Source organism: Candidatus Campbellbacteria bacterium, from assembly GCA_016699465.1.
In the GTDB taxonomy this organism is placed as follows: domain Bacteria; phylum Patescibacteriota; class Minisyncoccia; order Phycocordibacterales; family EsbW-18; genus EsbW-18.
In genome coordinates this window covers 775,444-800,775 of sequence record CP064977.1, presented here as the reverse complement: position 1 = coordinate 800,775, position 25,332 = coordinate 775,444, and the positions used below count along the sequence as shown (strand labels likewise).

The 25,332-nt window shown below is 43.6% G+C and carries 30 protein-coding genes; 2 read left to right on the top strand and 28 right to left on the bottom strand.

Annotation, left to right across the window (positions count from 1 at the left end; translation table 11 throughout):
- Positions 1 to 62 precede the first annotated feature (62 nt).
- The 5 genes from IPJ70_04385 to IPJ70_04365 are packed head-to-tail and all read right to left on the bottom strand — an operon-like array spanning position 63 to position 4,144.
- Positions 63 to 431 (bottom strand): hypothetical protein, encoded by a 369-nt coding sequence (locus IPJ70_04385; protein QQR82484.1) that lies wholly within the window; start codon positions 429 to 431, stop codon positions 63 to 65.
- A 7-nt stretch (positions 432 to 438) separates the two neighbouring features.
- On the bottom strand, positions 439 to 609 hold the full coding sequence (locus IPJ70_04380; protein QQR82483.1) for a hypothetical protein: 171 nt from the start codon (positions 607 to 609) through the stop codon (positions 439 to 441).
- A 24-nt stretch (positions 610 to 633) separates the two neighbouring features.
- A complete protein-coding gene (locus IPJ70_04375; GenBank protein QQR82482.1) occupies positions 634 to 1,074 on the bottom strand; it encodes a hypothetical protein in 441 nt (146 codons plus the stop codon).
- A gap of 4 nt (positions 1,075 to 1,078) precedes the next feature.
- Positions 1,079 to 1,825, bottom strand: coding sequence for a PD-(D/E)XK nuclease family protein (locus tag IPJ70_04370; protein QQR82481.1), 747 nt, complete (start codon positions 1,823 to 1,825; stop codon positions 1,079 to 1,081).
- A gap of 42 nt (positions 1,826 to 1,867) precedes the next feature.
- Entirely contained in the window at positions 1,868 to 4,144 is a 2,277-nt protein-coding gene (locus tag IPJ70_04365) for an AAA family ATPase (GenBank protein QQR82480.1), read from the bottom strand.
- A gap of 120 nt (positions 4,145 to 4,264) precedes the next feature.
- Here IPJ70_04365 and IPJ70_04360 point away from each other — a divergent pair, with 120 nt between their 5' ends.
- Together IPJ70_04360 and IPJ70_04355 are read left to right on the top strand one after the other, a co-directional pair.
- Positions 4,265 to 5,287, top strand: a complete 1,023-nt coding sequence (locus IPJ70_04360; GenBank protein ID QQR82479.1) for a DNA adenine methylase — start codon at positions 4,265 to 4,267, stop codon at positions 5,285 to 5,287.
- A gap of 1 nt (position 5,288) precedes the next feature.
- Positions 5,289 to 6,095 (top strand): site-specific DNA-methyltransferase, encoded by an 807-nt coding sequence (locus IPJ70_04355; protein QQR82478.1) that lies wholly within the window; start codon positions 5,289 to 5,291, stop codon positions 6,093 to 6,095.
- On the opposite strand, the gene IPJ70_04350 is transcribed toward IPJ70_04355, so the two are convergent.
- From IPJ70_04350 to IPJ70_04240, 23 genes are all read right to left on the bottom strand, one after another.
- Entirely contained in the window at positions 6,092 to 6,595 is a 504-nt protein-coding gene (locus IPJ70_04350; GenBank protein QQR82477.1) for a hypothetical protein, read from the bottom strand. The two genes, IPJ70_04355 and IPJ70_04350, sit on opposite strands and share 4 nt — an antisense overlap.
- A 4-nt stretch (positions 6,596 to 6,599) precedes the next feature.
- Positions 6,600 to 8,237 carry a hypothetical protein gene (locus IPJ70_04345; GenBank protein ID QQR82476.1) on the bottom strand — a complete coding sequence of 546 codons (1,638 nt, stop codon included), beginning with the start codon at positions 8,235 to 8,237 and terminating at the stop codon, positions 6,600 to 6,602.
- 81 nt (positions 8,238 to 8,318) lie between these two features.
- Complete coding sequence (locus IPJ70_04340) at positions 8,319 to 8,498, bottom strand: hypothetical protein (GenBank protein ID QQR82475.1); 180 nt, start codon at positions 8,496 to 8,498, stop codon at positions 8,319 to 8,321.
- Positions 8,499 to 8,508: 10 nt separating this feature from the next.
- Positions 8,509 to 8,793 carry a peptidoglycan-binding protein gene (locus tag IPJ70_04335; protein ID QQR82927.1) on the bottom strand — a complete coding sequence of 95 codons (285 nt, stop codon included), beginning with the start codon at positions 8,791 to 8,793 and terminating at the stop codon, positions 8,509 to 8,511.
- 762 nt (positions 8,794 to 9,555) lie between these two features.
- Positions 9,556 to 9,840 (bottom strand): hypothetical protein, encoded by a 285-nt coding sequence (locus IPJ70_04330; protein QQR82474.1) that lies wholly within the window; start codon positions 9,838 to 9,840, stop codon positions 9,556 to 9,558.
- A gap of 14 nt (positions 9,841 to 9,854) precedes the next feature.
- Entirely contained in the window at positions 9,855 to 10,838 is a 984-nt protein-coding gene (locus tag IPJ70_04325; protein ID QQR82473.1) for a hypothetical protein, read from the bottom strand.
- Positions 10,839 to 10,840: 2 nt separating this feature from the next.
- A complete protein-coding gene (locus tag IPJ70_04320) occupies positions 10,841 to 11,701 on the bottom strand; it encodes a tail fiber protein (protein QQR82472.1) in 861 nt (286 codons plus the stop codon).
- Positions 11,702 to 11,705: 4 nt separating this feature from the next.
- Entirely contained in the window at positions 11,706 to 12,185 is a 480-nt protein-coding gene (locus tag IPJ70_04315; GenBank protein ID QQR82471.1) for a hypothetical protein, read from the bottom strand.
- Positions 12,186 to 12,194: 9 nt separating this feature from the next.
- The gene (locus tag IPJ70_04310) at positions 12,195 to 13,562 is read right to left on the bottom strand and encodes a hypothetical protein (GenBank protein QQR82470.1); all 1,368 of its coding nucleotides are present in this window, start codon (positions 13,560 to 13,562) and stop codon (positions 12,195 to 12,197) included.
- Between the two features lie 50 nt (positions 13,563 to 13,612).
- The gene (locus IPJ70_04305; GenBank protein ID QQR82469.1) at positions 13,613 to 14,971 is read right to left on the bottom strand and encodes a hypothetical protein; all 1,359 of its coding nucleotides are present in this window, start codon (positions 14,969 to 14,971) and stop codon (positions 13,613 to 13,615) included.
- A gap of 190 nt (positions 14,972 to 15,161) precedes the next feature.
- A complete protein-coding gene (locus tag IPJ70_04300; protein ID QQR82468.1) occupies positions 15,162 to 15,509 on the bottom strand; it encodes a hypothetical protein in 348 nt (115 codons plus the stop codon).
- A 23-nt stretch (positions 15,510 to 15,532) separates the two neighbouring features.
- Positions 15,533 to 16,522 carry a hypothetical protein gene (locus IPJ70_04295; GenBank protein ID QQR82467.1) on the bottom strand — a complete coding sequence of 330 codons (990 nt, stop codon included), beginning with the start codon at positions 16,520 to 16,522 and terminating at the stop codon, positions 15,533 to 15,535.
- Between the two features lie 10 nt (positions 16,523 to 16,532).
- The gene (locus IPJ70_04290; protein ID QQR82466.1) at positions 16,533 to 16,718 is read right to left on the bottom strand and encodes a hypothetical protein; all 186 of its coding nucleotides are present in this window, start codon (positions 16,716 to 16,718) and stop codon (positions 16,533 to 16,535) included.
- Between the two features lie 3 nt (positions 16,719 to 16,721).
- Entirely contained in the window at positions 16,722 to 17,165 is a 444-nt protein-coding gene (locus IPJ70_04285; protein ID QQR82465.1) for a hypothetical protein, read from the bottom strand.
- Positions 17,162 to 17,548: a hypothetical protein gene (locus IPJ70_04280; GenBank protein QQR82464.1), complete on the bottom strand. Its 387-nt coding sequence runs from the start codon at positions 17,546 to 17,548 to the stop codon at positions 17,162 to 17,164. Before IPJ70_04280 ends, IPJ70_04285 begins: the two co-directional genes overlap by 4 nt.
- A 4-nt stretch (positions 17,549 to 17,552) precedes the next feature.
- Positions 17,553 to 18,176, bottom strand: coding sequence for a hypothetical protein (locus IPJ70_04275; GenBank protein QQR82463.1), 624 nt, complete (start codon positions 18,174 to 18,176; stop codon positions 17,553 to 17,555).
- A gap of 63 nt (positions 18,177 to 18,239) precedes the next feature.
- The gene (locus tag IPJ70_04270; GenBank protein QQR82462.1) at positions 18,240 to 18,662 is read right to left on the bottom strand and encodes a hypothetical protein; all 423 of its coding nucleotides are present in this window, start codon (positions 18,660 to 18,662) and stop codon (positions 18,240 to 18,242) included.
- A 104-nt stretch (positions 18,663 to 18,766) separates the two neighbouring features.
- Positions 18,767 to 19,060: a hypothetical protein gene (locus IPJ70_04265; GenBank protein QQR82461.1), complete on the bottom strand. Its 294-nt coding sequence runs from the start codon at positions 19,058 to 19,060 to the stop codon at positions 18,767 to 18,769.
- Positions 19,061 to 19,124: 64 nt separating this feature from the next.
- Entirely contained in the window at positions 19,125 to 20,309 is a 1,185-nt protein-coding gene (locus IPJ70_04260; protein ID QQR82460.1) for a phage major capsid protein, read from the bottom strand.
- A 1-nt stretch (position 20,310) separates the two neighbouring features.
- Positions 20,311 to 21,438: a hypothetical protein gene (locus IPJ70_04255; GenBank protein ID QQR82459.1), complete on the bottom strand. Its 1,128-nt coding sequence runs from the start codon at positions 21,436 to 21,438 to the stop codon at positions 20,311 to 20,313.
- A gap of 17 nt (positions 21,439 to 21,455) precedes the next feature.
- On the bottom strand, positions 21,456 to 23,654 hold the full coding sequence (locus tag IPJ70_04250) for a phage portal protein (GenBank protein QQR82458.1): 2,199 nt from the start codon (positions 23,652 to 23,654) through the stop codon (positions 21,456 to 21,458).
- A gap of 170 nt (positions 23,655 to 23,824) precedes the next feature.
- On the bottom strand, positions 23,825 to 24,025 hold the full coding sequence (locus IPJ70_04245; protein QQR82457.1) for a hypothetical protein: 201 nt from the start codon (positions 24,023 to 24,025) through the stop codon (positions 23,825 to 23,827).
- A 4-nt stretch (positions 24,026 to 24,029) separates the two neighbouring features.
- Positions 24,030 to 25,283, bottom strand: a complete 1,254-nt coding sequence (locus IPJ70_04240) for a hypothetical protein (GenBank protein ID QQR82456.1) — start codon at positions 25,281 to 25,283, stop codon at positions 24,030 to 24,032.
- Positions 25,284 to 25,332 lie beyond the last annotated feature (49 nt).

Sequence of the window (25,332 nt, the reverse complement as noted above, 5' to 3'; positions counted from 1 at the left end):
GTTTGTATCAGAAAAGGCAACTGGGGATAATGTAGGCCGTATTTACGGCTTATATTAAAGGTTTATTCTAAATGAAGATATATTTTTCTCTCTCTAATTTTTGAAGCTTCTGCAAGGGCTTTAGATATCTCACTTAGATGCAAGCGGACCATTTCATTCGGAATATGCATGGTATCAAAACCATTTTTATGAGAGTAATATCCCCTACTTAGGTCTGCCACGATCTGATCGGGATTTATAAGGTGCTGTATGCCATCCACTTCAACATTGAGTTTAGCTTTCGGGATCGTTAGATCTATATGTTTATGTCCGTCATGAAGCTCCACCAAAACACGAACACCGTGTTTTTCGATCGCATCTTTCAAATCCGCCGCTTCCTTTGTTGGAGTGCGGTACTTCTTTATAATAATTTTTTGAGTAGTTTCTTCCATTGTAATTTTACAAACCTTCTTCAGCAACTTCTACAGCATCATCCTCGTCTAGGCCTTCATCAATAAGCTCAACAGCTCGTTCGGCAGTATCTTTATCAACATCATGGTTCTCCATGACTTCCTTCACATCATCCTCTATTTCCTCGCCATCTTCGTTTTTTGATTCTTCGTCTGTCATCGCAATAAAATTATTTTATCATTTTTAGCGTTTCATCTCAGCAACTAGGTGAAGAAAGACGCCCCTAACAGAACTATCAATTCTCAATTTGGTGTTCTGCGAGTGATACCAAAAGCAATTATATTTTTCATCAATTTCAAGCTCAACACCTTTCTTAATGTATACATAGTTCCCCATACCACCAGAGTGGTTAGTGAAAAGATTTGCTTTTTGATTAATCCGCTCTAACGTAGCATTGTAGGATTCTTTATCTACAGATACATTGGTTTCGTAAGTAGTCAGCTTTTCTTTGTCATCCAGTAAATATATAAAAATGCCGCCTTCATTGCCCATAGCTCCCATAGGAGAAATTTCGCAATAAATCACTTTATTAAAATCGATGGAATCTAAATTTTCAGTCGTAATGATTACGCTTTCTGGAAAAACTATCGGGTGTCCTATTGTTCCTCTGTAAAGTGTTGTCATAAATTTATTTTACCAATTTTCTTGCTTCATGGTAAGCGCAATAATCGCACGATGCGCTGCTCTCTGGCATTTCCCCGTCGAGGCATTCTTTAATCTTGAAGAGTGTGTCTTCTACCCACGATCCATTGCCGGTATAAGGCAGGATATCGATATCGAAATCAAGTTTTCCATCGAAGGCTTCTCGGTCAGTCTTTCCATTGGCATAAACGAAGTACCCGGTATTAGAAACTCTGAAGCCGAGTTGGCGTAGAAGCCATTGATACATTTCCATTTGTCGCTTATAACCGATCTGCCAGTCAGCATCAAGGGTCACCTTTGAAGGTTTACTTGTAGATTTATAGTCGACAACAACGATCTCTTTGTCCTCATTTACCCATAGGTCGTCGACCGCCCCGGTCATTATGAAATTAGTTGCCTTGTGATGGAACTGAATGCCTTTGAAATTCTCCCGCCACTCGTCTATCATTTCATGCTGAAATGGGACCATATTCAGGTCGTATGTCTTCATAAGTGGATGTGCAGTCTGAGCTGCGCGATGTATGTCGAATTCCTTCTTTAAGAGCGTGTCTACGGCCGAATTTAGGGCAAATGGGAAGCCTGGCGGCTGTCCCACTCCTATCCTTCGATCCAAATAGAAGCACCTCGGGCAATTCATAAACTGTTCAATCTTTGAGCGAGACAGCTTAAAAGGCTCAGTGCTTGCTGGATTGTATAAGTTCTTTGTTCGGTTGGCTTTGTAATATTCCGACATTATGATCACATAATTAATAAATCAGCTGCTATAGTCAAGCAATCAGGTAGAAGGATCGCACAATGCCTTTAGTTTCTTGTAATGCTCATCATCAGAAATGTGTATAAATTCGATAATGTTTTTTGCAACATCTTTTGCTTCAAGAGTCGCGGCTGTTATCGGTCGAGTAAAATCTAATCCGTGCGAGTATTCATGAAGAAACTTTACAATGAAGTCTGCCACCCCTTTGTTCTTGAGATTGGGATCAGTAACATATTTATCATGTACCATTTGTGCAAAAGCTCTATCAGTACCACACGACCATTTGAAACCAGCAAAATATTCAAGAGCCTTTCTTGCAACGTTCGGTATAAGTGGTGCATCTATACCGGTGCCATTTTTATTGAAATTATATAGCTGGAAAAATAAAAATTGATACTCTGTTTTATATTTTCGAATGATGTCTGGCAATGGCTCAATCTTTGTCTCATGTGTTGTTACTGTGCGATTACATGTCATCAAATAAAGTTCAGCATCATCAGTATCATTCATCCAGTCTCGAACCAAATTGAAAAAGGCAAAATTGTGAGTAAGTACGATCAGTTGTCCAGCTTTTATAAGCTGTCTTTTAATAAGGCCGAAAGTGCGGAATAAAAATATTTCATCCTGACTGTCTACAGGATCATCTATAACCACTATCCCATTCTCTTTTTTGAAGCCGTCTTCCTCGAGTTTTGCAAGGAAATAAATCAAAGCTATGACGCTTTTTTCTCCTTCACTTAGGTGTTTAGCATTCTTGCCACGGCGCTTCACGATATAACCCACCTCTGGAACTTTCGAATCAGTTAACTCAAGATATATGTGTGATTCGCCAAAAAAATCTTTAAGAACGTCATTTATGCCATCGATCGCAATAGAAGCATTGAGGACTCCGCCACGCTTCTTTTTTATTTCTCCGTTAAGGGTATCTATCTCGTTTTTTAATGGACCAAGCTTGGCATCAAGATCAGCAAGTTCCTGCTTTTTCTTAAAGTACTCCTTCGACTTCAGGACTGATGCAATTGTGTGAGTCTCAATTGCTTTTGCGGCTTCATCAATTTTGTCTATCCTTTCATCGTGCTTTTTAATAATGCCGTTGAGCTTTTCAATGAGTACATTAAATTCTTGAGTAGTCTTCTCCGGGTATGGAACTTTTGATATCGGTTTCTTTTGATCATGCAAGTTCTCACGCTTTTCTTTTAGAGCATTAACTAGGGCAGTAATCGAGCCACGCACCTCTCTACCTTTATCTTCTATGCTTGATTTTGTTCCAAGATATTCATTTGCCAAATCCGGAAACAGTCGACCGGATTCGATAAACGTAGTATCAGCCTTGTTTTCAGGTAGGTCAATCTTTGAAACGATGTCATCGATACCCTGTTTTGCTTTTTCGAGCTCCTCGGTAAAAAACTTTCCAAGATTTTCAAGAAATCCCTTATCGAGAGATTTTTTGCAAAATTGACATAACCCAAGACTTCGGTCTTTATGGATATGGTATCCATGTTCAGTCCAATCTCTAAGCTCTTTGTCAGAATCGAGCCCCGGGATCACTTCTACGTCTACAAATTTATCAAGAATAACATTGGCACATTCGAATAAAGACGAAAAGTCTTCAACCCCCTTCAATTCAGAACCAATTTTTTGTTTTTGGCTTTTAATTATTTCCCTTTTACTATCTACATCTTCTAATTTTTCTATGATCAACGAATCAATATTTTCTTGTGTAATCTTACCCTCGGTGACAAGGGGCTCTATTTTTGTGCGATTATAACTTCGGCCGTAATATGTACCGCTTCCTAGTGGTGTGTTGGTGAATTGTTTGATAACCTCACGCGCGGCTTCAGTGAGAATATTGTCTATTGAGCTGATTTTTCCTTTATCTGCCTCAAGCCGACTATAAACTTCTCTTGCTGTGGTGACTCTCGCTTCCAATGTAGCTATTTCCGCCTGAGCATTTATGTTGTCCTTTCCGACAATAAGTATCTTCTTTGCTTTAGATTCATGGAACTCTAGATTTTCTCGAATAAAGTCCTCGTTAAACACTTTAATGCTTAGATTGTTTGTAGGTAAGTCTGATTCTTTAGTCGACCCCGTACCAGTTTGAACCTGAAACTGAATCGGAAAAAATTCCGGCATGTCGATCTTCTTTTTTTCAATAAAGCTCAGGACACGCGAGATAGTCGTTTTTCCACACCCATTCCATCCATAAATAAGGTTATATTTTTTTAGATTGCCAGCACTCCATTGAAATGAGTCGAAAGCATCAATATTTTTTATTTCTTTTACTTTAGTTATTGGCATGTGTTTTGAGGGTGTTCAAGTCAAAAAATATTACCACAAAACTTCTCAACTATAAAGAGCGCTCGGTATACAAGAAGGACATTATCTTTTTGTAAAAATTTAAGGTAAAATAGCGAGTACATGAGGTATTACGGATGCAAGACAAAATTATTGGATTATATCGAAGAAGTAGTCACTACCCTACCTATCAAAAAAGGAGCAACTTTTTTTGATATATTCAGTGGCACGACCGCTGTCGGACATCATTTCAAAAAACTAGGCTACACAGTTTATTCAAATGATTTTCTCGAATTTGCATACTCGCTTGCAAGAACCAACATTGAGACCAATACGATTCCGAAATTCAAAAAGCTGAATCTCGGCATCGATATCATTGATCATTTAAATAATAATGTTAAGGGCAAGGTTGGATTCATCACGAAGAACTATGCGCCACATGGAAATAATAAAAGACAGTATCTGTCGGTAGAAAATGCGAAAAAAGTTGATGCCGTCAGAGAGCAAATTGAAAAATGGAAGGAAAGCAAGAGCATCTCTGAAACAGAATACTATTACCTGTTGACTAGCTTGATCAATGCCGTCAGTCTTGTTGCAAATGTGACTGGTACATATGCTGCCTTTCTAAAAAGTTGGGATAGACGAGCCCTAAAACCCATGACATTGACTCATGGAGATATAGTAGACAATAAGCTAGAAAACAAGGCCTTCCATGCTGATGCGAATAATCTGGTTGGAATGCATAAAGTCGATGTGTTGTATCTTGATCCGCCTTATAATGCACGACAATTTGCATCAAATTACTTTTTCCTTGAGTTGATCGCCGAGGGCTGGTTCAAAAAGATCCCTGAAATATACGGCAATGCCGGCATGAGACCCTATGAGGACCAGAAATCTGATTACTCGATCTCAAGAAAAGCCGCCGATGCACTTTCCGATCTGGTAGCAAAGGCAAAGGCGAAGTATATCCTTCTCAGTTATAACGATGAAGGAATCATACCGATCCCAGTATTAAAACAAATTTTAGGTACACGAGGTGAAGTCAAAGAATATACAAAAGAACATAAAAGATATCGAGCAATTAATCAGGACGGATCGAAAATTATTACTAAGGAGCATCTATTCCTACTAACCGTAAAGAAATAACATGGCTGAAAAAATGAACAACTTAACAGGCAAGGAATGGCTGCAAAACTCTTTCAGTATTTGGAGAGATGTAAGCAAGACTTCCGAAGAGAGAAAGCTGAAGCATCCAGCTATGTTTCCGCAACAACTTGTCGAGAAATTAATTAAAATCTATACCAAAGATTCCGGTGAGGTTATTCTTGATCCTTTCCTTGGAATCGGATCTACTTTGAAAGCGGCCCACAATCTTGGGAAAAAAGGCATAGGCTTCGATTTAAATAAGGACTACTGCAAAATTGCACAGGGCAGGGTTACCAATCATGAAGCAGATGAAAATTTTGATAAAAAAATAAAAAGATTCGAGCCGAAGATTTATTGCGAGGATTCAAGAAACATTTTGAAGCACATAAAGCCTAATTCTGTCGATCTCGTCGTCACTTCTCCTCCCTACTGGGACATTCTAAACATGAAAAGAACGGCTGACATGGGTGATCAGCGCAACTATTCGGACTCAAAAAATGATATTGGGAACATCAGCGACTACGAGGCTTTTCTACAGGATCTAAAATCTGTTTATGCAGAGGTATACAAAGCCTTAAAGCCCAACAAGCGATGCTGTTGCGTGGTAATGGATATCCGAAAAAAAGATAAATTTTATCCCCTTCACGAAGATCAGACTCGTATCATGAGGGAAATCGGCTTTGAGCTTGAAGAATACGTCATTTGGGATCGCCAAAAAGAATACAACAATATGAAGACTCTCGGATACCCTTGGGTTTTCCGATTCAATAAAGTACACGAGTTTATTTGTATCTACTGGAAGCGTTAGTCAGCGAGAAAGTCTTTTTTCTCGAAAGGAATGATCGAATCTTTATTGATTCGGTTATTTTTTTCATCCCATCCAAAAACAATTATTGATTTACCCTCATCATATTTGAGTACACGATCTCGGATTGAGTTTTCGAGCAAGAGAATGTTGACCTCGTTTGATACTCCATTTAAAGAAGCAACGAACGCAAGAAAAGCGCCTGTCAGTTTTCCGTAACAGTTTATTTCACCCAGTTCTTTGAGACTTAATGCCGAGGTAGATCGATTTAACAGAACAAGCTCGAGCTTACCTGATGCCTTTTCTTTCAAGATTCCAAGAATGTCAGGTTTAAATTCCCACGATGAATAGTTCGGGATCTGCTTTATATGCTCGTTATTGAGCTTTGAAAGGCTCGTATCTGGCACGGAGATCAATACAATTTCATGCGTTGAAGAAAACCTCTTTGTGAGGAATGCCTCTAACCAGTCACGTAGATTTTTTGTAAAAACTTGTTTATCCATAAAATTATATTGCAATGAAATTAACATTTCCGTTCTCCAAGGTTGCGATCTGAATTCTTCGGTCTGGTGCGTAGGTCAGAAGATCCGGTCGTGCCTTTAGAACCTTGATGAGACTGAGAGAAGGAGCTTTTGTAGACACGAGAATAGCCTCTATGGGTTGTGCGACAAGACAATACCCCATCAACTGTCCAAGTGATTTAAGATCAAGAGGTGTAATTTTTGCCTCTATGAAGCCGAGAGCCTTCTGCTTCTCAAGAAATCCTACAACGTCAGGACGAATTCTGTATTTATCGCAGTAATCAAAAACGTCCAACAACTCTCTATTCTTATTTTTAAGAAAAAGATTGAGGTTTCCGGCCGAAGTGTCAAAGGTATCCGCAGGTTCGCTATATTTTGCCGATAAATATTCTGCAAAGAAAACAGTGAGCGGTTGATACATAGCTTGCTCAGCAAGTTCCTTTTCTGTCTTCCTTCTTTTGCTTGGTGCTTTTTCAGCCGGCTGTCTTTTTGTTGCTTCTTCGGTCAGAGTTTTTCGGATCACATCAAAGTCGCTTTCAATCTTTGCAGGATCTTCAGCAGATTCAAGATCGCCTGTAAGAGCAAACGTGACAGGATTTTTTGCCTTTGCCTGTAGATCCTTGAGGAACTTACAACCCGTAGCTAGGTTGATCTGCCAAAAAGCATCGAAGTGTCTTCGCGCAGGTTCAGGAATTCGAAGATCCTTTTCGCCTGGATGGTATGCCTTTATTTTGCCTTTAGTGACCTTGGATGGTGGAAACCAGTCATCTCTCTCCTTGAATACAGCTTTGGCGTTATGATCTCTCAACTCATCAAACATAGCCTGCTTCGATGTTATACGAAATCGAAAGCCCAGATAGTATTCAGGGAAGAATTTTATCTGATGTTCACGACCCCAACTCGTAGGATTTGTTTCAAAGAAATCTTTGAGGTTGCCATCTCGAATATTCGGATGACCCCAGTCGATTGTGTGTATCGGTAAGTCAAATTCTGACCGAATAAAATTATCGATTTCAACCGGCAAATGCCAATTACGCACGATCTGAAAATATACTCTCATTCGGCCGTGACCATTTTCTCCATCTCTATTGAGCCAGCCGCCGGCATTCGCAAAGCCCGATGTGTCGAGCAGTCCATTGATAAATTCTCTCTTGGCTTCTTCGTTTGTGGTGAAAATAATTCTAGGAATATGGAATCTGTCGAAGCTTGTATCTGGACTGAAGTAAGAAACGATTTCATCAAATAGTGCTCTGTCTTTTTTGAAGTCGATGACTAGAATCGTCATTGATTTATTTCCTGTGATATCAAAATCCGCCTTAATTCCTGACTGTAAGAAAGGAATAATTTCAGCTTTGAGTGATTCAACTGTTGATTTTGGCTGGTCGTAGACTTTCTTTACAGATGGATCTACAGGGTGACCACATTTAGGATTTTTACACTTCAGACCGCCTTTTTTATCGTCTGTAGCAAGCCATCCACACTTTGTACAATGTGCAATGCCGGCAACAAATTCATTGGCATGCGAAAACTCAATAGCGATTGATTTGCTATCGAGAAAAAAGTGGCCTCGGCCTGTAATAAGCCCGAGTAGATATGCTTTCGACAATGAAAAAGGTTCGGCCATAATGGCTAAATACTACACCTTTTTTTATGGTTTGAACAGATGAATTCTAAAAAACGATTCCGGTTAAGGGCAGACTTAATCCTATTTCCCCGCAAACGGCTGAGTATTTTCTCCCTTGTTCGCAAAGTAGAATGCGAAAGCCATTGACGCCAATGTCAGAAAATCTTTCGGATCAATCTTGCCCATGAACATCCCCACGATCGTTGCGATCGCCATAAGAATAAAAACCATTTTGCTCGCCGATGTATATATTTTGCTCATATATTTTTTTTTATTTGAATAATTCGTTAAATTTCGACCTTGTGGCCAAACCAACAACGCCATCTTGGATTAGTCCGAACTTCCTTTGAAAATCCTTGACTCCGCTTTTTGTTATCGACCCGAAGTACCCGGTGCTTTCCGTGTTTACCGGAAACAATCCGAGAAACTTCAGGCAATTTTGCAAGGCCACCACATCAGGATTGCCGTAGGAGACTATCGCCGAGAATTTTAAATCGTTTTTGAAAACATATATCGGCTTATTGGGATCAACTCCCTCGGAAAATTGAAAATTCATCGGATAACGAGCAACCCAATTACGAGCCTTGAAGAAGTCTTCATCGATGACACGCTGTCCAGAACCGTTCCCTGCGTTCGGACCCCATGAATCATCGATCACGACCGCTTTTTTGCCCCTATACAACGTAAAATCAACGCCAGTTACCGAGTGGCGGCATGTTGTTGGAGCTCCAAGCATCAAGTCGGCGCAGCTAACGTTCGGATCCTTGTCCCATTCGTCGTATTTGAAATAAAACCAGAGCATGATTCCCTTGCCTGTTTGCTGTATAACCGACGCCACCGTTTCAATGTCCTTTATTGGTAGCGTGATCCAATTTTTCGAGATCTTGAAGATCTCTCCCACCTTCTTTTTGTATTCGGGAATGACAACCGCATCCATCTGCCCGTCACTCATTTTTTGACTCGGCACCAATTCCTCAAGAGTTACACCTTCGCTAGCGATCTTGAAAACGTCGTCGCCACCCATACCGCTTTCAGGTTTGTTTATTCGTCGCTGATAGATATGCGTTGCTGAAAAATGGACATATATGCCGTTTGCCAGCCAATAGAGAATGCCGAGAAGCTTTGCCATTGTCTGAGCCACACAGGATCCCGACTGGCCCTGATCAAATATCGGAAATCTTCGCCATGAACTTTTATTCTTCTCTCTCCAAACCACAGGGGCGGCCGACGAGACTATCTCCTCGAATTTATAATCTTTCAATTGCTCCGTTTCCGAGCGAGTATCTAATAATGCGCCTTGATATGCTGGTTCCATAAATTAATTTTTATTAGCGGGTAATCTCTCATTTAGTAGCGTCTCGATTTTCGTCAGGCGATCCCTAAACTCCTGAGAATCTTTGGAGCTTGAATCTTCCATGCGCTTGAGATTTTCTTCAATCGTATGGATATGATTGTCTCGGATCGTATTCAAGGTCTCGATAACTTTGATGTCTGTCTTTGGAGCTTGGAGCATATTAAATATTCCAAACAGCACGCCAACGATGCCGGCAAGAAGAGCGACTTGGTTATATAGAAATTTTCTAAATGTTTCATTTTTTTTCATAGTAATAAAATTATTTATTCGACATATTTACCAATGAACGATAGCCCTGCGCCACCAGCTCCACCCACTGATCCGCTCGTAGCGCTTACTCCTGCGTTCGTAGCACTTCCCCCTCCGGACCCACCATAAGGCTGACCACTAGCGTTACCGCTTCCGCCTAATCCGCCAGCGACCGTTACCGTACCAGTATTGGCAATGACCGATTTATAAAGGGCAAGAAAGAAACCACCGCCTCCCCCACCTCCACCGCCAGCTACAGTCCCTGAACCGTTATTACCCGTCCGACCCGCGACTGAAATACCGTTCGCTGTAGTGAAATTCCAAGCTCCTCCGCATTCAATAATCACGCAACCACCACCACGTCCACCCGATCCGGAGTTTCCCTGGTAGGCACCGCCCGAACCTGCGCCCGCTCCAACAAAACAGTGAGGATACTTCTGCGATAGGGGCGACTGGTTAAATTGGAGCGATGAGGGCATGATCGCCGTCGGAATAGGCCCACCAGGCCCATTGTCGGAATTTCCACTAGAGCCCTTACCACCGCCATTTGTCCGGAAAATATCTAGACCAATGCCGGCATTACCCACATTGCCACCCACGTAAGAGCTACCAGCACTTACCCCATTACCTCCTAAGGCGCCAATTCCGCTTGCATCAATCATCGGCGCCTGCGAAGAAGTGAGAGTTACGTTTCCCTGCGATCTCAATATTATTGTTGTTCCGTAGGCATTTGGATTCGTGAATGCGAGTTTTCCTGACCCAGTGATTGAGATAGATGTATAGTTTTTAACCACTAAGGACTGGCCACCGAGATCAATTGTGGTAACGCCAGAACTAATGTTTAATTCCCCATCTGAGCCATCACCTCCAAAAGGTAAAAAGGTCGAAGACAGCTTTCCGCTTTCATTTAATTTAGGTGCTTTTGCCGCATCTCCCGTACCTGAAGAAACTGAGATAAAGTCTGATGCGAGAGCTTGTTGTCCTGGTTGAATCGCCATTGTTATATTCTGATTAAAAAATTTACTACTTTATACGGAGGTATGTTATTGTGGGCAGAATCACTGCCACTATTTGCATTTCTGTACCTTGACGCTGTTACGTTTTGCCAATAACCATCTAAACTGCGTGAACTGACTGGAAGATCTTGACCATATTGTGATCCAGACCCGTTGCTGCTTCCAAAAAATTGAAGCTGATGTGAATGTGCCGCTAATTCTGCAACTGTTAATTGATGAGTCTTTTCCCCTACATATGTATTTGGAGTATCGAGATTGCTAAAATTTGCATCACTCACATCAAACCCGAAGACGGTGCGTCCTTTCAAGTTTGGAAGATTGAAAGTTGTTGATCCGTCGCCGACACCGGAATTAAACACTTGCCATGTATGAGTACCGGACTGAGAGCCCGATGTATTTATTGCAGCTCCTCCTCTGGTAGCAGAAATTTGAAATGAATTCGCTGTAAGACCAGAAGCAATCACGTAATAATCGGTATTTGTTGCTAGTCCTGTTGGTAATAATCCCGAGGTGGTGAGACGAATTCTATCTCCGGCAACCAGGACGTGATTGTTGGATGAAAAAACAGCCGGAGAGGCGATAGTAACCGTAAACGTTGCCGATGGGCAAAGAGAAGCAAATAAAACGGCGTAAGTAGCGCGCGATACCGCTTGTCCATCACACAAAAGCCAACCAACGGGAATAATCCGACCCATGCTTGGAACGATCATTCCTGTTAGTCCTAGGAAACTATTATCGAGAAGTCCACTGGCATTTAATTTCGGTACGCGCCCAGCATCACTCGCCCCTGCGGTTGAGGCGACAAAGTCTGAAGCCAATGCTGTTTGTCCTGATTCGATTGCCATAAATTTATGTAATGGTTACCTGCATTTCTATTGTTGTGTCTTCACCTGACGCTTTGACATAAGGCACTCCGAACAGTGCATGATTGAAGATTTTTCCCGTACTCACCGTACCCGTTCCATCAATGAACGAACCGAATTCCCTGTAAGTACCATTAGCGAGATTGGCATCAGCAAAAAAGAACTGCAGGGTTGCCACGTTGCCCGATATCGACCCACTTGCTACCGCAGCTCGCGCAACAGGCGCCTGAAGAGTGGTATCCCCCGCGGAAGGAGCAGTAGAACCAGTGCCCATATCGGCATGACTGAGATTGAGAGAATATGTATTTACACCAATTAGGCGTTGCAATATGATAGTTTTACCCGTGTTTGCTCCAAGCATGATAAGGTTCGAAGTCCACTCGCTAACTCTCAGCACTTCTTTCGTGCCGGCTTTAGTAGTGATCACTCGAATTCGTCCTGTTGATTGTATGTTTTCTTTTCTCATAAATATTATTTATCCCCATGTTCCAAGTCCCCACTTGAGAGCGTTAGGATCGGGACCCCATTTGTAGGGACCAGATGATTTTGAACCTGACACGCTATCAGTTACGCTGGCCGATTCCGAGAATAACTCGAGTCTTTGCAGAACTTCGTTTGAAGCGATGATGATATTCTTTTTATCTTTGCTTAACAGATCGACCATTATGTCAGTGAATGAAACCTGTCCGGATGCAATGAGAAATACGCTGTATATCATTGAATTGCCATCCCTAACTTTTCCGATTATCTTGTTGATCTTGAAGAATTTATCGATACTTCTGAGAACACTGTTTACGCGGATTTTTTGGCCGACTTTCAGCCCGGTTCTGGTCGTTTTGAATGCGGCCTCATAGACGCTTTCGGAATACTTTTTAAGTTCCGTTTGTGCCCTTGTTTGAGCCTCGTTTATTGATGTGATGCTTTTATCAACTACAGCCGCCTGATACTCTCCATAAGTTGAGATACTGATCTGATCGCGGACCTGAGCGATGATTGGGATATATGCATCGCCGAATACTTTGATCGTATGGCCACTTGCCGGCGCGGCGCTGTATTTGATGAATTTTTCATTGAAGTTGTAGAGAACATCCACTGAGGTCGGATCAGTTTGCTGGTCAGTGCCGATCGTGTTGACGGTTGTGTTGTCTTTGACCGTGATGTTGTCGTATTTATAAGAAAGAGGAAAAACTCTTTGCACCCCATCAGCGACGAATATATCTTGCGCATTGCCTTCCGAGATCGTTTTTTTGTACTCTCCGCCTCGGACGAATACGGAATTTTTAATTTGCGTAATTGTTTTATTCACTTCCAAAGAGTCCCATTCGAATGTGTCTCCATCGTCTGTCAGCTCAAAAGGAGCGGACGAGCTTTCGCTATCAAAGAAGTGAATATCCTTGTCGTGATCAACATACCAGTCCCAGCCTATCTGATCGGCTAGTTGCGTGAGACACCTGGTCACCTGTTCATAATTGAACTTTATCGAGCCTACGGTTGGCGTAACCGCCGGAACACTGACCGTGGTAAAACCAGACGTGTAAGTTGAAATGAGATCGAGAACGATTGCTCGAGCGCTCAGGTTCGCATAGCTTTTGACTACCACTTTTCTATCCAGATATTGCGAGTAGTCCTTGCATCTTATTTCATACGCAATGAGCAAACCTCCTTTGATCACTTCATTCCGTTCAGTGATCACGCCGCCGAATATTTTCACAGAGTCTTCTTCAAGCATCACCTCATCGTTTACGTTCGGAATGGTCTTGGCCGGTGTCTTCAAAATTTGAAACTCCAGACGGTCGACTTCTTTCGAAAGAACATCTGTTTTCGTCAGAGTATCCCATTTCACATGGTTCGTTCTGTCTATGTTGTTTATTTTGAGTACAAGTGACATGAAATTTAGGCTCTAATTCCGCCGAGATTAATCTGATTTTTAATAATTCGCGCAAGCTCATTGCCGAATGTTTCGGCCACTTCAGTCGATGTGTAAAAATCGCCCTGAAGATTTATCACTACTCCACCACCGGCCGACCCTAACTGACTGAGGGGAATGATTGCCTCGGGACCAGCTTCTCCGACAAGCCCGAGCGTTGGACCCGTGACTATTCCACCATCGGCGAATTTAGAAACCACACTTTTTACGGCACCGGTCGCGGCTTTGATCGGAGCACTCACGACAGCAACCGCCGCATTGTATGCGCTGACAATAGAGCTGATTGCATCTTTAATTTTTTGAATGGCGGCATTAAAAACATTCAGAATCCCGTCCCATAGGGAGGCAAAGAAATCTTTAATTGCATTCCAGACTGTAAAGAAAACGCTTTTGACGTTTTCCCATTGGGTTTTCCAAAGCGTGTAGAAAAAGACAATCACTCCGCCAAGCGCGGCGATAGCAGCGATAATCAATCCGAGCGGACCGAGAAAAGTGAGAGCCGCGGCAATGGCCACAATTATTCCGGCAACAAACAAAGCGACAAGTACCGATGCAACAGCTATCAAAAGATTTTTATGACTTTCGAGAAGATTATTGATGCCACCCTGAGACGTGACCCATTCCCTTATCATACTAGTGACCATTTCGATTGCCGGCGCATACAATTGTCCGAGAGCTTCCGATCCTTCGCCACCAAGCTGTTTAGTAATCGCAAGCTGACCCTTTAATGTCTCCGAATACGCCTGAGCCTGACCGCCGACTGTCTGCATTATGGCGGCCAAAATTGTCTCTTTTGAGGCATGATCGTCGACTTCTATACCAAACTGCTTTAACAGCCGTGCATTGCCCTGAAAGGCCAGAATTAGGGCTTGTGTGGCATCTTCTAGACTTATCCCCTTGAATCTAGCGAGATCCATAGCCGCAGAAAATGCTTGGAACGAAAAAGGACCGTCATGGGTTGCTTGAAGGAGTCTAGCAATACTTACGGCAGCTTCCTCATTATCGAATCCAAACTTAACAAGTGCCTCATCGGCCACCTGGAGAATCTGTCCTTTTAGAGTCTGTAAATTCGGAGGAAGAGTTTTAAGAACTGTATCGAATCTCGCCATCTGAACCTCAGCTTCGGCGAAAGCGTTTACCGCACCCTTGATTATCGCGCCCGATCCGATTGTTTGAAGCACACCGCTTAACGCTCCGACCTTATCGCCAGCAAATCCAAACTGCCCACCAAGATCTGACAGGCTGTTGCTCATACTTCGGATTGCTGTGCTTGCCTCGTCCCGAAGCTGTACCAATATTTCCAGTTTGCTTATTGATTCGGCCATGATTTTTTATTTTTTCTTTGAATTTCCCTGCTTTCCGCTTTCAGCATCTCGACCAAAGTGTCTATGAACGTCGAGGGCTGCGATTCGTATTCTTCAAGTGTCCATTTCATCTCTCGGCACACGACCGCGGCAGCCATTTCTGCAGTGAGAGTCGCGGACACTCCGGCGAAGTATTTCTCCCACTCGTACGCTACTTCGCCGGCTGAAAATTTCCCTTTGTCACTTTGTTGAGCTCGGACACCACGAAGTCATATTCTTCCGGTCTTGACTCATCCAATCTCTCGAGAATCTTCTCGGCTTCGCCGTCATACGAAATTACAAGCTGTTCGATCGTTTTTCTTTCGGCCTGAAGCATAATGCTCGCATCGAGTTCCTTCATGCGGATTGCTTCGGCTTCCTGCGTCGTCTGATTAGGATCTATCTTTACGCCTTCGAGAAACGTGCGCTTGATTTCGTTTCTTTCTTTTGCCGTCATGAAGCTTTTAATGACGAGTTCTTTTCCGAGCGGAGTATTGAGTTTTATTGTTTCTCTTTCCATGTGAATTAATTAATTATTTTTGATTAATAAGATGCGACCAAGTTTGTTGCCAGCGCCGAAATCATCAGCGAATCGGTTAGGCTATAGTGAGCCTTAAACGACAAGGTCTGGCGAACGATATCGTTGATTTTTACCGGCCGAGTAATTTCCTTGAAGATCACTTTCGCAAGGTCAATCCTGATCTCCGGATGAGCGGAGTTTCCAATCGTGACGTCGTTGTTGATAAGATCTATGCGCATGGCCTTTGGGGTCGTAGCGAGAGCTGATGTTTTGAAGTCTGTCTCGTTATTCCAGGTTGCTTCAAGTGTTCCCTCAATACTGAATTGCTTGTTTAGAAAATCGGCAGGAGCTGCGCTACCCAGAACGTCATCGTCTTCGAGATTGTGATCAATCTTCAAACTTAGAGACCGAATGTTCATCGCAGAGGCTGCGGTCAGGCCACTGTAGCTTGCTGCGAGTTTGAAAGTGAGATGCTGGGGTAGGAACCTGTTTTCGGGAGTTGAGGACGGTGTAAGAACGGCTGATTCTCCTTTTTTTGCCTTGAGACCAAGGGTGTAATCAAGAAATCGATTCAGCTCATAATGAATTTCAAGCGATGAAATTGACCCATTCCCGTGCTTGTAGTCTTGAGCCGCCAGAGGATCATCAACAAAGAGACTGAGCGCCTGATGCTGCGAGCTCTGAGCCACAGTTATGATGTGATCCTTTACTGTCGCATCAGAGTCGGCATTATCCCCGGTTGAAAGCGAACCGAGAACAGAAAACAAAATCAACGGAAAGTGCTTATCGGCAATAGGAGCCTTCACAGATCCTTCTGACCATTCCTTTGACTTGCTTTGCCCGACCGTATCTTCGATAACCCCTCGAGACTGCTCATCGTTAACAAGATTATATTTTTCGTTAAAATCAAGTTCTGAGAACGGGATCCAATAGGATGCGGCCACCTCAGGCGTTCCTCGAACCGTTTCTTTTGCGATTCCAAATTGTATTAATCTTCCTATTCCTTTTGACATATATTTATAATTAATTATTTTCTTGTAATGGTTTTTTGACTTTCACTCTCGACTCCTTCCACACCCTCTCCGCTTCTTTCTGGCTATCGGCTCTGATGGTCTGAGGAAGATATTCCTGACCTCCAGAGAAGAAGTATTCCTGTTTGTTTTTCACATCATCCTTCCCTATCATTTTGTTTTTGTTGTTTGTTTGCATAAATTAGAATGATAAATTTTTAATAGCTTTGGCTTTTACCGTAACCGTAAAAACCACAAAGCTACCGTCACCAGAAGTAATACTCTCCGGAGTCGAGGAAGACGGTTCAACACCACCGTTTGCCGCACCTCCCAATGTTGGATCTTCATCGAAGGTATTGATGATCTTTTCCATAAGCTCTTCAATGTCGTTTGCAGAGACAACATTCTCTCCTTTTTGAATGATTCCAATCGTAAAATTATGAGTACGGAGATTATCTCGGTTAGTTTCAGCTACACCTTCAAGCGAAGGAGAGGCAAGGACGGCAGCAGGAAAAGTCCCGATATCTTTATATGCAAATCCATCCTGTTTGAAGTCATCGACAATAACCTGTCCGAGTGTTATCGGGACCAGGGAGTCAAGCTTTGCCTTAACTGCATTTTTAATTGTGGTTACGATTGCTGTCATAGTCGTGTTTGGTTAGCTATCTGCCTGTTCACCATGTCCTGAGCTTCACGGAATACTTTGTTCACTTCGGGTTCCGCTTTTTTGATGATTTTCAACATAAAGGGATTAGCTTTTATATATTTCGTGCCGTCATGTACAAAGATTGCGTAATGAGCTGTGGGATACCATGCAGCTTGGAGCCGTGCTGTCTTGTATCTGAATGATTGGAGAAGATTTCCTGTTCTCCACGGCACTGGATTATCTTTCAGAGTATTTTTTGCAAAGATGGCACCTGTTGCCATGACCGCCTTCTGAAATATTGGCTCCGAAATTTTCGGGTAATTCCTAAAAGCGAAGTTGAGCTCCTTGAGTCCTCGTATTTCAATTCTAAAATCTCCAGCCATATATTTAGAAAAAATTAACCCTCCTATATTTATTAATCGTCTCCGTATCTTCGGGATTAAGAAGATCCTTCCAGGTGATCGACCCACCATTAAAGTCTTCTCTTGCTTTCCCTTCCGCTTCCCGTCTTTTGAAGAGTTTTATAGCAAGCCTCTCTGTAAGATCAGTAAGATCTGCAGGCAAGTTATGCGTATTGCCATCCCCATAATTAGTGAAGTTGATTTTATAGCCGGCAGTATATGCTATGCGTATATTATTTATCCCGTGAACAAAAGCGTTATGAAACTCAATAATGCCTGATGCGCCGTCATCCAAGAGTTCCCAATCATCTGCCATAAAATCTGTCCAGTTCGGATTAGTCTTTGTGCCAGCTCTAAATTGAATGTAAGAAACAGCAGAAACAGGAGACTGTTTCAACACAAGAAGACCGTTGCTATTGCCTTGCATTGAATACAGTTCATTGGTCCATACAGCTAATTTGAATCGTCTATTGCACTCACCTTCGATAAAATCGGTTACGCTATTTATTAAATACAAAAGTATCGTGTCATGAGTGGACACAGTGATACTGAGCCGGGTCTTTACTCGCGCTACAGTTGTAAGTGCATATGAAAGTAATGCTTCTGCCATAAATAATTCGGGTTTAAATTCCCGCTTCTTCCCCCCATATAAATGAGAGGAAGTGGCTGAAACTTAAGCAGCTGTTGAGCTGTTGCCTACCGGCTCCTTGAACGCATGTCCAAGGAGAGCAGTTGCTCCGATAAGTGCCGCCGGTGTTGTGCCGCCGACAAATGCGGGAGTCATGCTTACCTTGAGGTATCGCAAGCGAGATGTTCCAAGTCCTTCGACTCGAATCTGCGCATGCTTTCCGTCAGCTGCAAGCGTAGCTGTCGCTCCGCTCACATCGGTGTACGAACCACCTGAAGTGGCGCATTCCGTAACCTTGCACGCTACTGAGTATGAATCCGGTGTACCTGTGGCCGCACCTGTGTTCACTTCAATGAGCGCACTGTTATAGCCGAGAGTATCGATCGCCGCAGAAAGTTTTTCTGAGGCTCCCTGCGCAATCGGCGCAATACCGAGCACTGCTTTTATTCCGTCATATACTGAACGCATATATTTGATGTTTCCCTTTTGGCTTGTCAGCCCTTCTCTATTTCGACTTGAGTTGGAATCGGACGATTCCGTCTCAAAAGAGAAGCGAGGATCTCGCAAAGGGGTTAGTCTGATGATTCCTCTGATTCTTCTTTCTCATCGGCAGGGGCATCTGCTTTAGGCTGGTCGTTTTCAAACGATCCTTCAGCATTTCCATCGGATGATGGAGCAGATTCACTCTCGCTCGTCGATTCCTCCTCTGAGGTATCAATTTGCTCGGTTTGAGCGCCGACGAGCTCCACATCCGGACCAATGTTCTGCGCTTCCTCATCGGTCAGTTCAACAGTTGCATCTTTTTCAAGACGATCACCGTTGAATCCGATCGGACGCAAGACTTTGTATGTTTTTGTATCGCTCATACTTGTTATTGCTTAATTGATAAATACTTCCCTATCCATCGCCCTGAGGAATCAGGGCTTAGGATTAAGAAGCTGCTGTCTTCACGACCACGAACGCTGCTGGCAAGGCGACGACCAAAGCCACCCGTTTCTTGTAAACGAGAGCTCTTTGATCTGCGAGCGCAATTTCTTTTCCACCGAACGTACCTGACTCGTGTTGTGACACGGTCATCTCACCTTTTTCGCCGAAGGCCAAAGCCTTTAGGTTACCGAAGATGATGTACTTAGTAGAAACAGCAGTTGCACTGTTTGAAGGCAAGTGCTTAGAGGTGAATACTGGGAATCCTCCCATTTCACCCATAGGCCGGATGCCACCGCCAGTTGGGTTGTTCGCAAGAACTCCTGCGGAGATTGCTCCTGCCTGAGGCAAGATAAATGCTCCAGCAGTATCCTTTTGTGTGCGAAGTTTTGCCCACACTGTACGGTTCATATACCAAGCGGCACCATCGAGCACAGATTCTTCAACCTGTGCAATCGTGTCAGCGGTATCCACTACCACATCAAACTCAGCAAAGGTGTCTTTGCCAGATGCAAGTGTGTAGACAGTGACATCAGAGTGGTTTAGCACTCCAACAAACGGAGCACCTGAGCCTGTAAGACCTTGCTTGTCAGTCATGTTGGCGAGAGCTTCGCCACCAAGAGCAAGCAACCAGTCTGCAAGCTGAACGTCAGCGTCAACCAAGAGGTCGTTTCCGACCACGAAGGCGAGCTGCCATTTCTTGGCAATAAGGTTAGCGGCACCGAATGTGATTCCGGTAACAGAGCCAGCGGCATCAACGCCGAGGAATTCTCCTTCAAGGAATGCGCCGGTATAGCTTGGGATTGCCTTCTCGTCAGTGCCCATAGGCCACTTCTGAGCTTGGCTCATCACAAGACCGACGGAAGCTGCGATTCTAAGAATTGCGGCTTCGACTTCCTTGGAAACGAGGTAACCTCCACGGTTATCCTGTTCGGAGATCAACGCTTCATTTGCCTTGACCTTAAGACCCGCAGCAGCTCGGACAACGTCGACAAACTGAGACTTCTGCTCTCCTGAGAGACCAGTCATATCCTTGCCGAAAATTGCACGCTCCATCTGCATCTTCTCCACGATTGCGCGAGTTTCCTTGGCAACGAGAGGCGATACAGCTTCGCCGAGACGCTTCTCCATGACCTCCTCAACGGCGGTCTGGAGCTGGCTCTTGATCAATTCCAATTGTTTTTGATCCATACTATTTTTTTTCACGAGTATCATTGATTTTTCGCAATGCATCACTCGTAATGTTATTAATCATTCGCAAGACCTGGCGGTTAGCATTAAAAGCCTTGAGAGCTTCAATGACCTCTGACCCTGCGGCATTCGACCTTTTCTTTAGGGTATCTCCATCGAGATCTTCCTTCCCTTCGGCACCCTTGAGGAGCTCCTCTAAGGCGCCGATCGTGGCTTTCATGCCATTGATGGCTATTTTGATTTTTGTGCGACTTATCAGTTGTCGCACTCGTGCGGTCTTTTCTGCCTTAGCTTCATCGCTCTCATCTTCAGATTCCTCAGTGATCAGACTTATGATCTCTTTGGAGTGAGCGATGATGCTCGCATCCGTCTCTGACTGTATAGCGGAAAGCTCTGCACCGATTTTCTGTACAAGCTCCGGTTCTTCCGCTTTCACTTCAACAGGAGCTTCAGCTTTTGTGTCCTCCTTTATCGTGCACACGAGCGCACCTGAACCATCTGGGAGCATCGTCCCTTCCTTGCAGTCATCGGTCGTGCATGAATCGCCTTCCTGCGGTTCAGCCTTTACAAAGAGTCCTTTTGTGATGAGTTCGACAGTATTGAGGTTTAATTCCTTTGCTAAGGAAAGTGCCATCGGGTTTGCGGGGACCGGAACAAAGGAGAATTCCAGGAGCTCAGCTTTCGTTATAACGTTCCCTTCCATTTCCCGAGCGATGAACCCTACAGATGTTGTTTTTACAATCTTGGCGTCGTAGAGTCGGCGAACTTGCTGAGCAAAAGGATTGGCTTCTTCCGGAGCGAATCGTCCTTTGGCGATAGTCTGGCCTTTGTCGTTTGTATAAATCTCGTCAGTTACGCCAATCGGTAGGTCGTAGTAGTTGTGGCCCCATAGAACCACGGGATTGTTTCTATAATTGGTGAAATCCCAGCCACTCTGATCAATAACTTCGCCCTGGCGATCTTCATCGGCGGTCGAAATTATGACTTCGAATGTTCCCGAATCGGTTGCAGCCTTGGTCTTTTCTATCGCATCTTTAAATTCTTTTGTGGCAAATGCCAATGAGACCTTCTCAAGGATTTCGTTATTTATTTTTTGAAACGTTGCTTCTTTTTTCATTTTTTTATCCATAAGTTTGTTAATAATTTTTATCCCTCTATGCTTATCTCATCCGGCCTCGTGTAGCATCGGCAACTCACATGCAATGGTGGCGCCCCCACATCGCTGTAAGTAATATCAAGATCCGATCCATCCGAACCTGTATGAACGTCGCCTTTGTCATAGAAGTTTTCGTCAATGGAGATAACTTTTCCGTTCATGTTTTCACACCAAGGACAGACCATTTCATCGGCCGCCGTGTACCACTTGATCGTCTTTACTACTCCGGTTTGTTTCCACGCCTCTTTTGTCGAATCATTAGCAATCCGGAATGTTTCGGTGCGGGCAACTTGCGCAGCGCGAACCTCGTCGCTGAAGGCATAAATGTTTGAAATCTTGCTTTCCAATTGTGGAAGAGACGCTCCTTCGGCGAGTCCTTCTTCGATGGCGTCTTTAAGAAGTCCGAGAGTGGTTTCGTTATAGCTCTGAGCCATGAGTTCTATTGCTCGATCCAGTGCTTTGCGGACCTCAGGAGTGATTCGGAAATCGCTTGATCCCAATAACTGCATCGCCTCTTTTCCTTCCGATTCATACAAATCACTCAAGATAGGCTTGGACAAATCAACCATTACTCCGATCCAGTTTTCTTTATTGAAAATATCTTCCTGAGTTATTTTCCAGGACTTTTTTTCTATAAAACGATTTAGGTTTGAGAGAACAACCGTCTTTTGATTGCTATTGAATTTTTTTATTGCCTCGTGCTGCAGGTTTTCATAACGTGTGACTCTGAGCACGAAACCTTTGTACAAAACCTCGTATTCGGAATTTGATAAATCGGAAAGATCTCGTCGAGCCTTGGTCTTTACTTCTTCAAACTGTTTCTTGCTTGATTCAATATTTTCCGTAATCCTTTTAGCGATTTCTTCGGCCATAACCTTTCGGGCCTTTGTATTCTTCGCGCCTCTGGTCGAAGGTTTCTTGTCGGCGGTTGTGTTTTTTCTTCCGGTTCGGCTCACTGATTTTGGTTTTGGTTTACCAAGAGCTACTTTTGAGAAATCAGTCATTACGCTCTCACCGTTATCAACTCCGTCTAGGCCGAAGTATTCTTCTCGAGCCTCATTGACGCTCATGACTGGCTGAAGAGCTACCGCCGCTTTCATTTCCTCTATTTTTTGCGCCTTATCCTCTGGGACCGGATCAACGAAATCAAGATATAGATTGTCTCCATATCGAGGCACGAGGAATTCATTTAGTTGCTGGACAATCATTTCCATTTTCGGTTTTATCGTGCGCGCTGCAAATATGTAGTTTGAAGTTTCGGCGGTCGCTCTGTTGGTTTCCGACTCCGATCCACCAAGAATTGTTTTTGGCACCCTAAAGCCCGCAAGAATCTTGTCCCGCATAACTTGCTGTAGGTTTGCGAAATCCATATCTTTCGGATTGCTTGATGCCTCGTCATATTTCACACCCTTTGGAAGTACCGCCACTCGATAGGCATTGCCAGCACCTTTGTAGAGATTTTCAAACGATGCACGGAGCACTTTCATCTGAGCATCGGTGATTGCATTTTCGGAACTCAAAAGTCCGCCGAGACGGGCGCCGTTTTTAAAGTAATTGAGATTTACCTCAGACGCATAATTATCGGAGTCTATCCAGTCACTTATGGCCTGCACCGTTCCAATACCTTGATACGGGTCGTTCGGATCGGGATATTTGATATGAAGGATCTGAGCAGGTTTGTATGTAGTCGATTTACCATCAACTGAATAGCTGTAGCCTTTTATGAATTCAGGAAGAGGAGCTGGAACAGGATTTGTGTAACGAGGATTTAGGAGAAATATTGCTTTAGGCTTATCTGTATCTTTTTCCACACCGTCAAGTAGCCAGTATGAATTGCCAGCGAGTTCCAAGTGCGAGGCCGTAAGGTATCGGAGCTCATAGCCGGTCTGAAATGGATTGACCCCATCCAGCAAATCGAGAAGTTCATGATCGAATATTTCTTCGTGCACTCCGTCTTTGTTCACCTGAAAAAGTCGGAAGGATATTTTGGCGAGTTCTTCGGCAATGGCGCGAATGGCCGAATACGTCCACGCATTGTAAGTTGTCATGGACTTTTCAATTGAGATTTTTCTGGACTTGCTCCACAAAACAAAAGGATCGGTTTCAGTTATGCCCGATGCAAACGGAACACTCGACGTTTTTATTCGAGTGAGGCCTACGAGATTGAGTGTTTTTTCTAAAATATTCATATAAATAAAAAGGACTCGCGACCTTGTTGAGGTCTACGAGTCCTGCGGTTTCCGCCCAGATTCGGCTAAATTATATATTCAATTTTTCGTATTCAAACTCACCAACTTGGTGATGCCAAAAGTATACCGCTTACAAAAAATACCCGCCAGGGATTATGGGCTGTGGATAACTAATCACCCAGAATAGTAACCTGAAACTCATCGGGATCGGTTGGTTTTCTTTTGATAACATACTCAGTTAGGATCGGCTTTTTGCCTTGAACTTTAATGAGTATTTCTCCATGTTCCAACTTAGCGGCAATGTCGAGAATTTCTCGAATGGTTTTTTGCCATTCAAAACTTAGGGGCAGATTTTTGGGATTTGGAATCATAATATTAAATTAGTCCTATTACTTCAGGATTTTGCATTCCCTGCTGGACGAGGCCGAGAATTAAATATACGAGAGCGTCGACCAGGTCATCATGTTCCTCAACGCCAAAGCCGAGAAGCTGAATCAGTAGGTCTTCACATCCCTTTCTTGGAAAGACTATCGTGCCGTTCTGAATATAAATGGCAACAGCACGTAGCCTAGCTCGTTTATCGGACCCTGCCGTCATGGCAATAACCGGCAATAGAGCCCTCTCCATTTCTTCTACCGCCGCTTTCTGGTATGCCACGCTTTCGACAAAGAATATCGAGAAGGGATTCGCCACGGACATCGCTCTGGTTGTTTCGATCGTCTCATGGAAGGAAAGTCTTGCATTGATTGGATTTGGTTTAATGTAAATTTTTGGAATACCTTCTTTGACGAATGATGTTCCGGACACCATCGAGGTATAGTCGGCTGTTTCTTTCTTGCTTATCGCCAAGTCTATGCCCGTTCCACTTAGTCCCGTTTGCATTTCGGGCGGTTCAGCATCATAGTAGTGGATCCATTCTTCTTTGATATCAGCTCCTTCTTCAGGTACCACTTTCAGAAGATACTCACGCAGGTATGCATTTACCCCAACTTTGTCTCGCTGGAGATCCAATGATTCGGCATTCGGATATTTCGCTTTCCATGAACATACTCCATTTGCTCTAACTAGCGGGTATTCCAAGTGCTTGAATACTTTATCCCTTTTGAGACGTGCCATCAGCGCATCGGTATGCAGTTGGTTACCGATCACAACAAGTCTTCCGGTTGTCTCATCAATTGCGGGAATAACTTCCCCCCTCAGCCATCGTTCTGTTTTGTCCCTGTTATCCTTCAAACGGACCCATTCAAGATCCTCGGGGTCGTCAACGATTATGAGTTTTGGCCTGTGCTGTTTATGTCTCAACCCTCGGATCTTTTGACCTCTTGAGCGCGCGAGTATTCGAACGCCTGTCGAGAGGAGCATATTCTTCGCCTGCCATTCTTCTTCGCTTTCGAGCGTCCAATCCTCCACGAATTCTCCCCTGATCACTCCATAGTCCTGCTTTATAAGTTCATTGCTTTCCAGTTCTGTTTTAATGTTAGCGATATTTATCGCGGCTTGAAGTCCCGTGTCAGCTGTGGGAATAATGAATGGGTACAGGTCGGGATATTCTAGTGCGGCCCACAAAGGAAGCGCCAGTGATCCGTACGTGCTTTTGGCGCTACCTCGAAATCCCAGGACCTCTATCATTCTTTCGTTCGGATTGCCGAGTGTATCAAGGAGCTCGTGATGAAAGTCG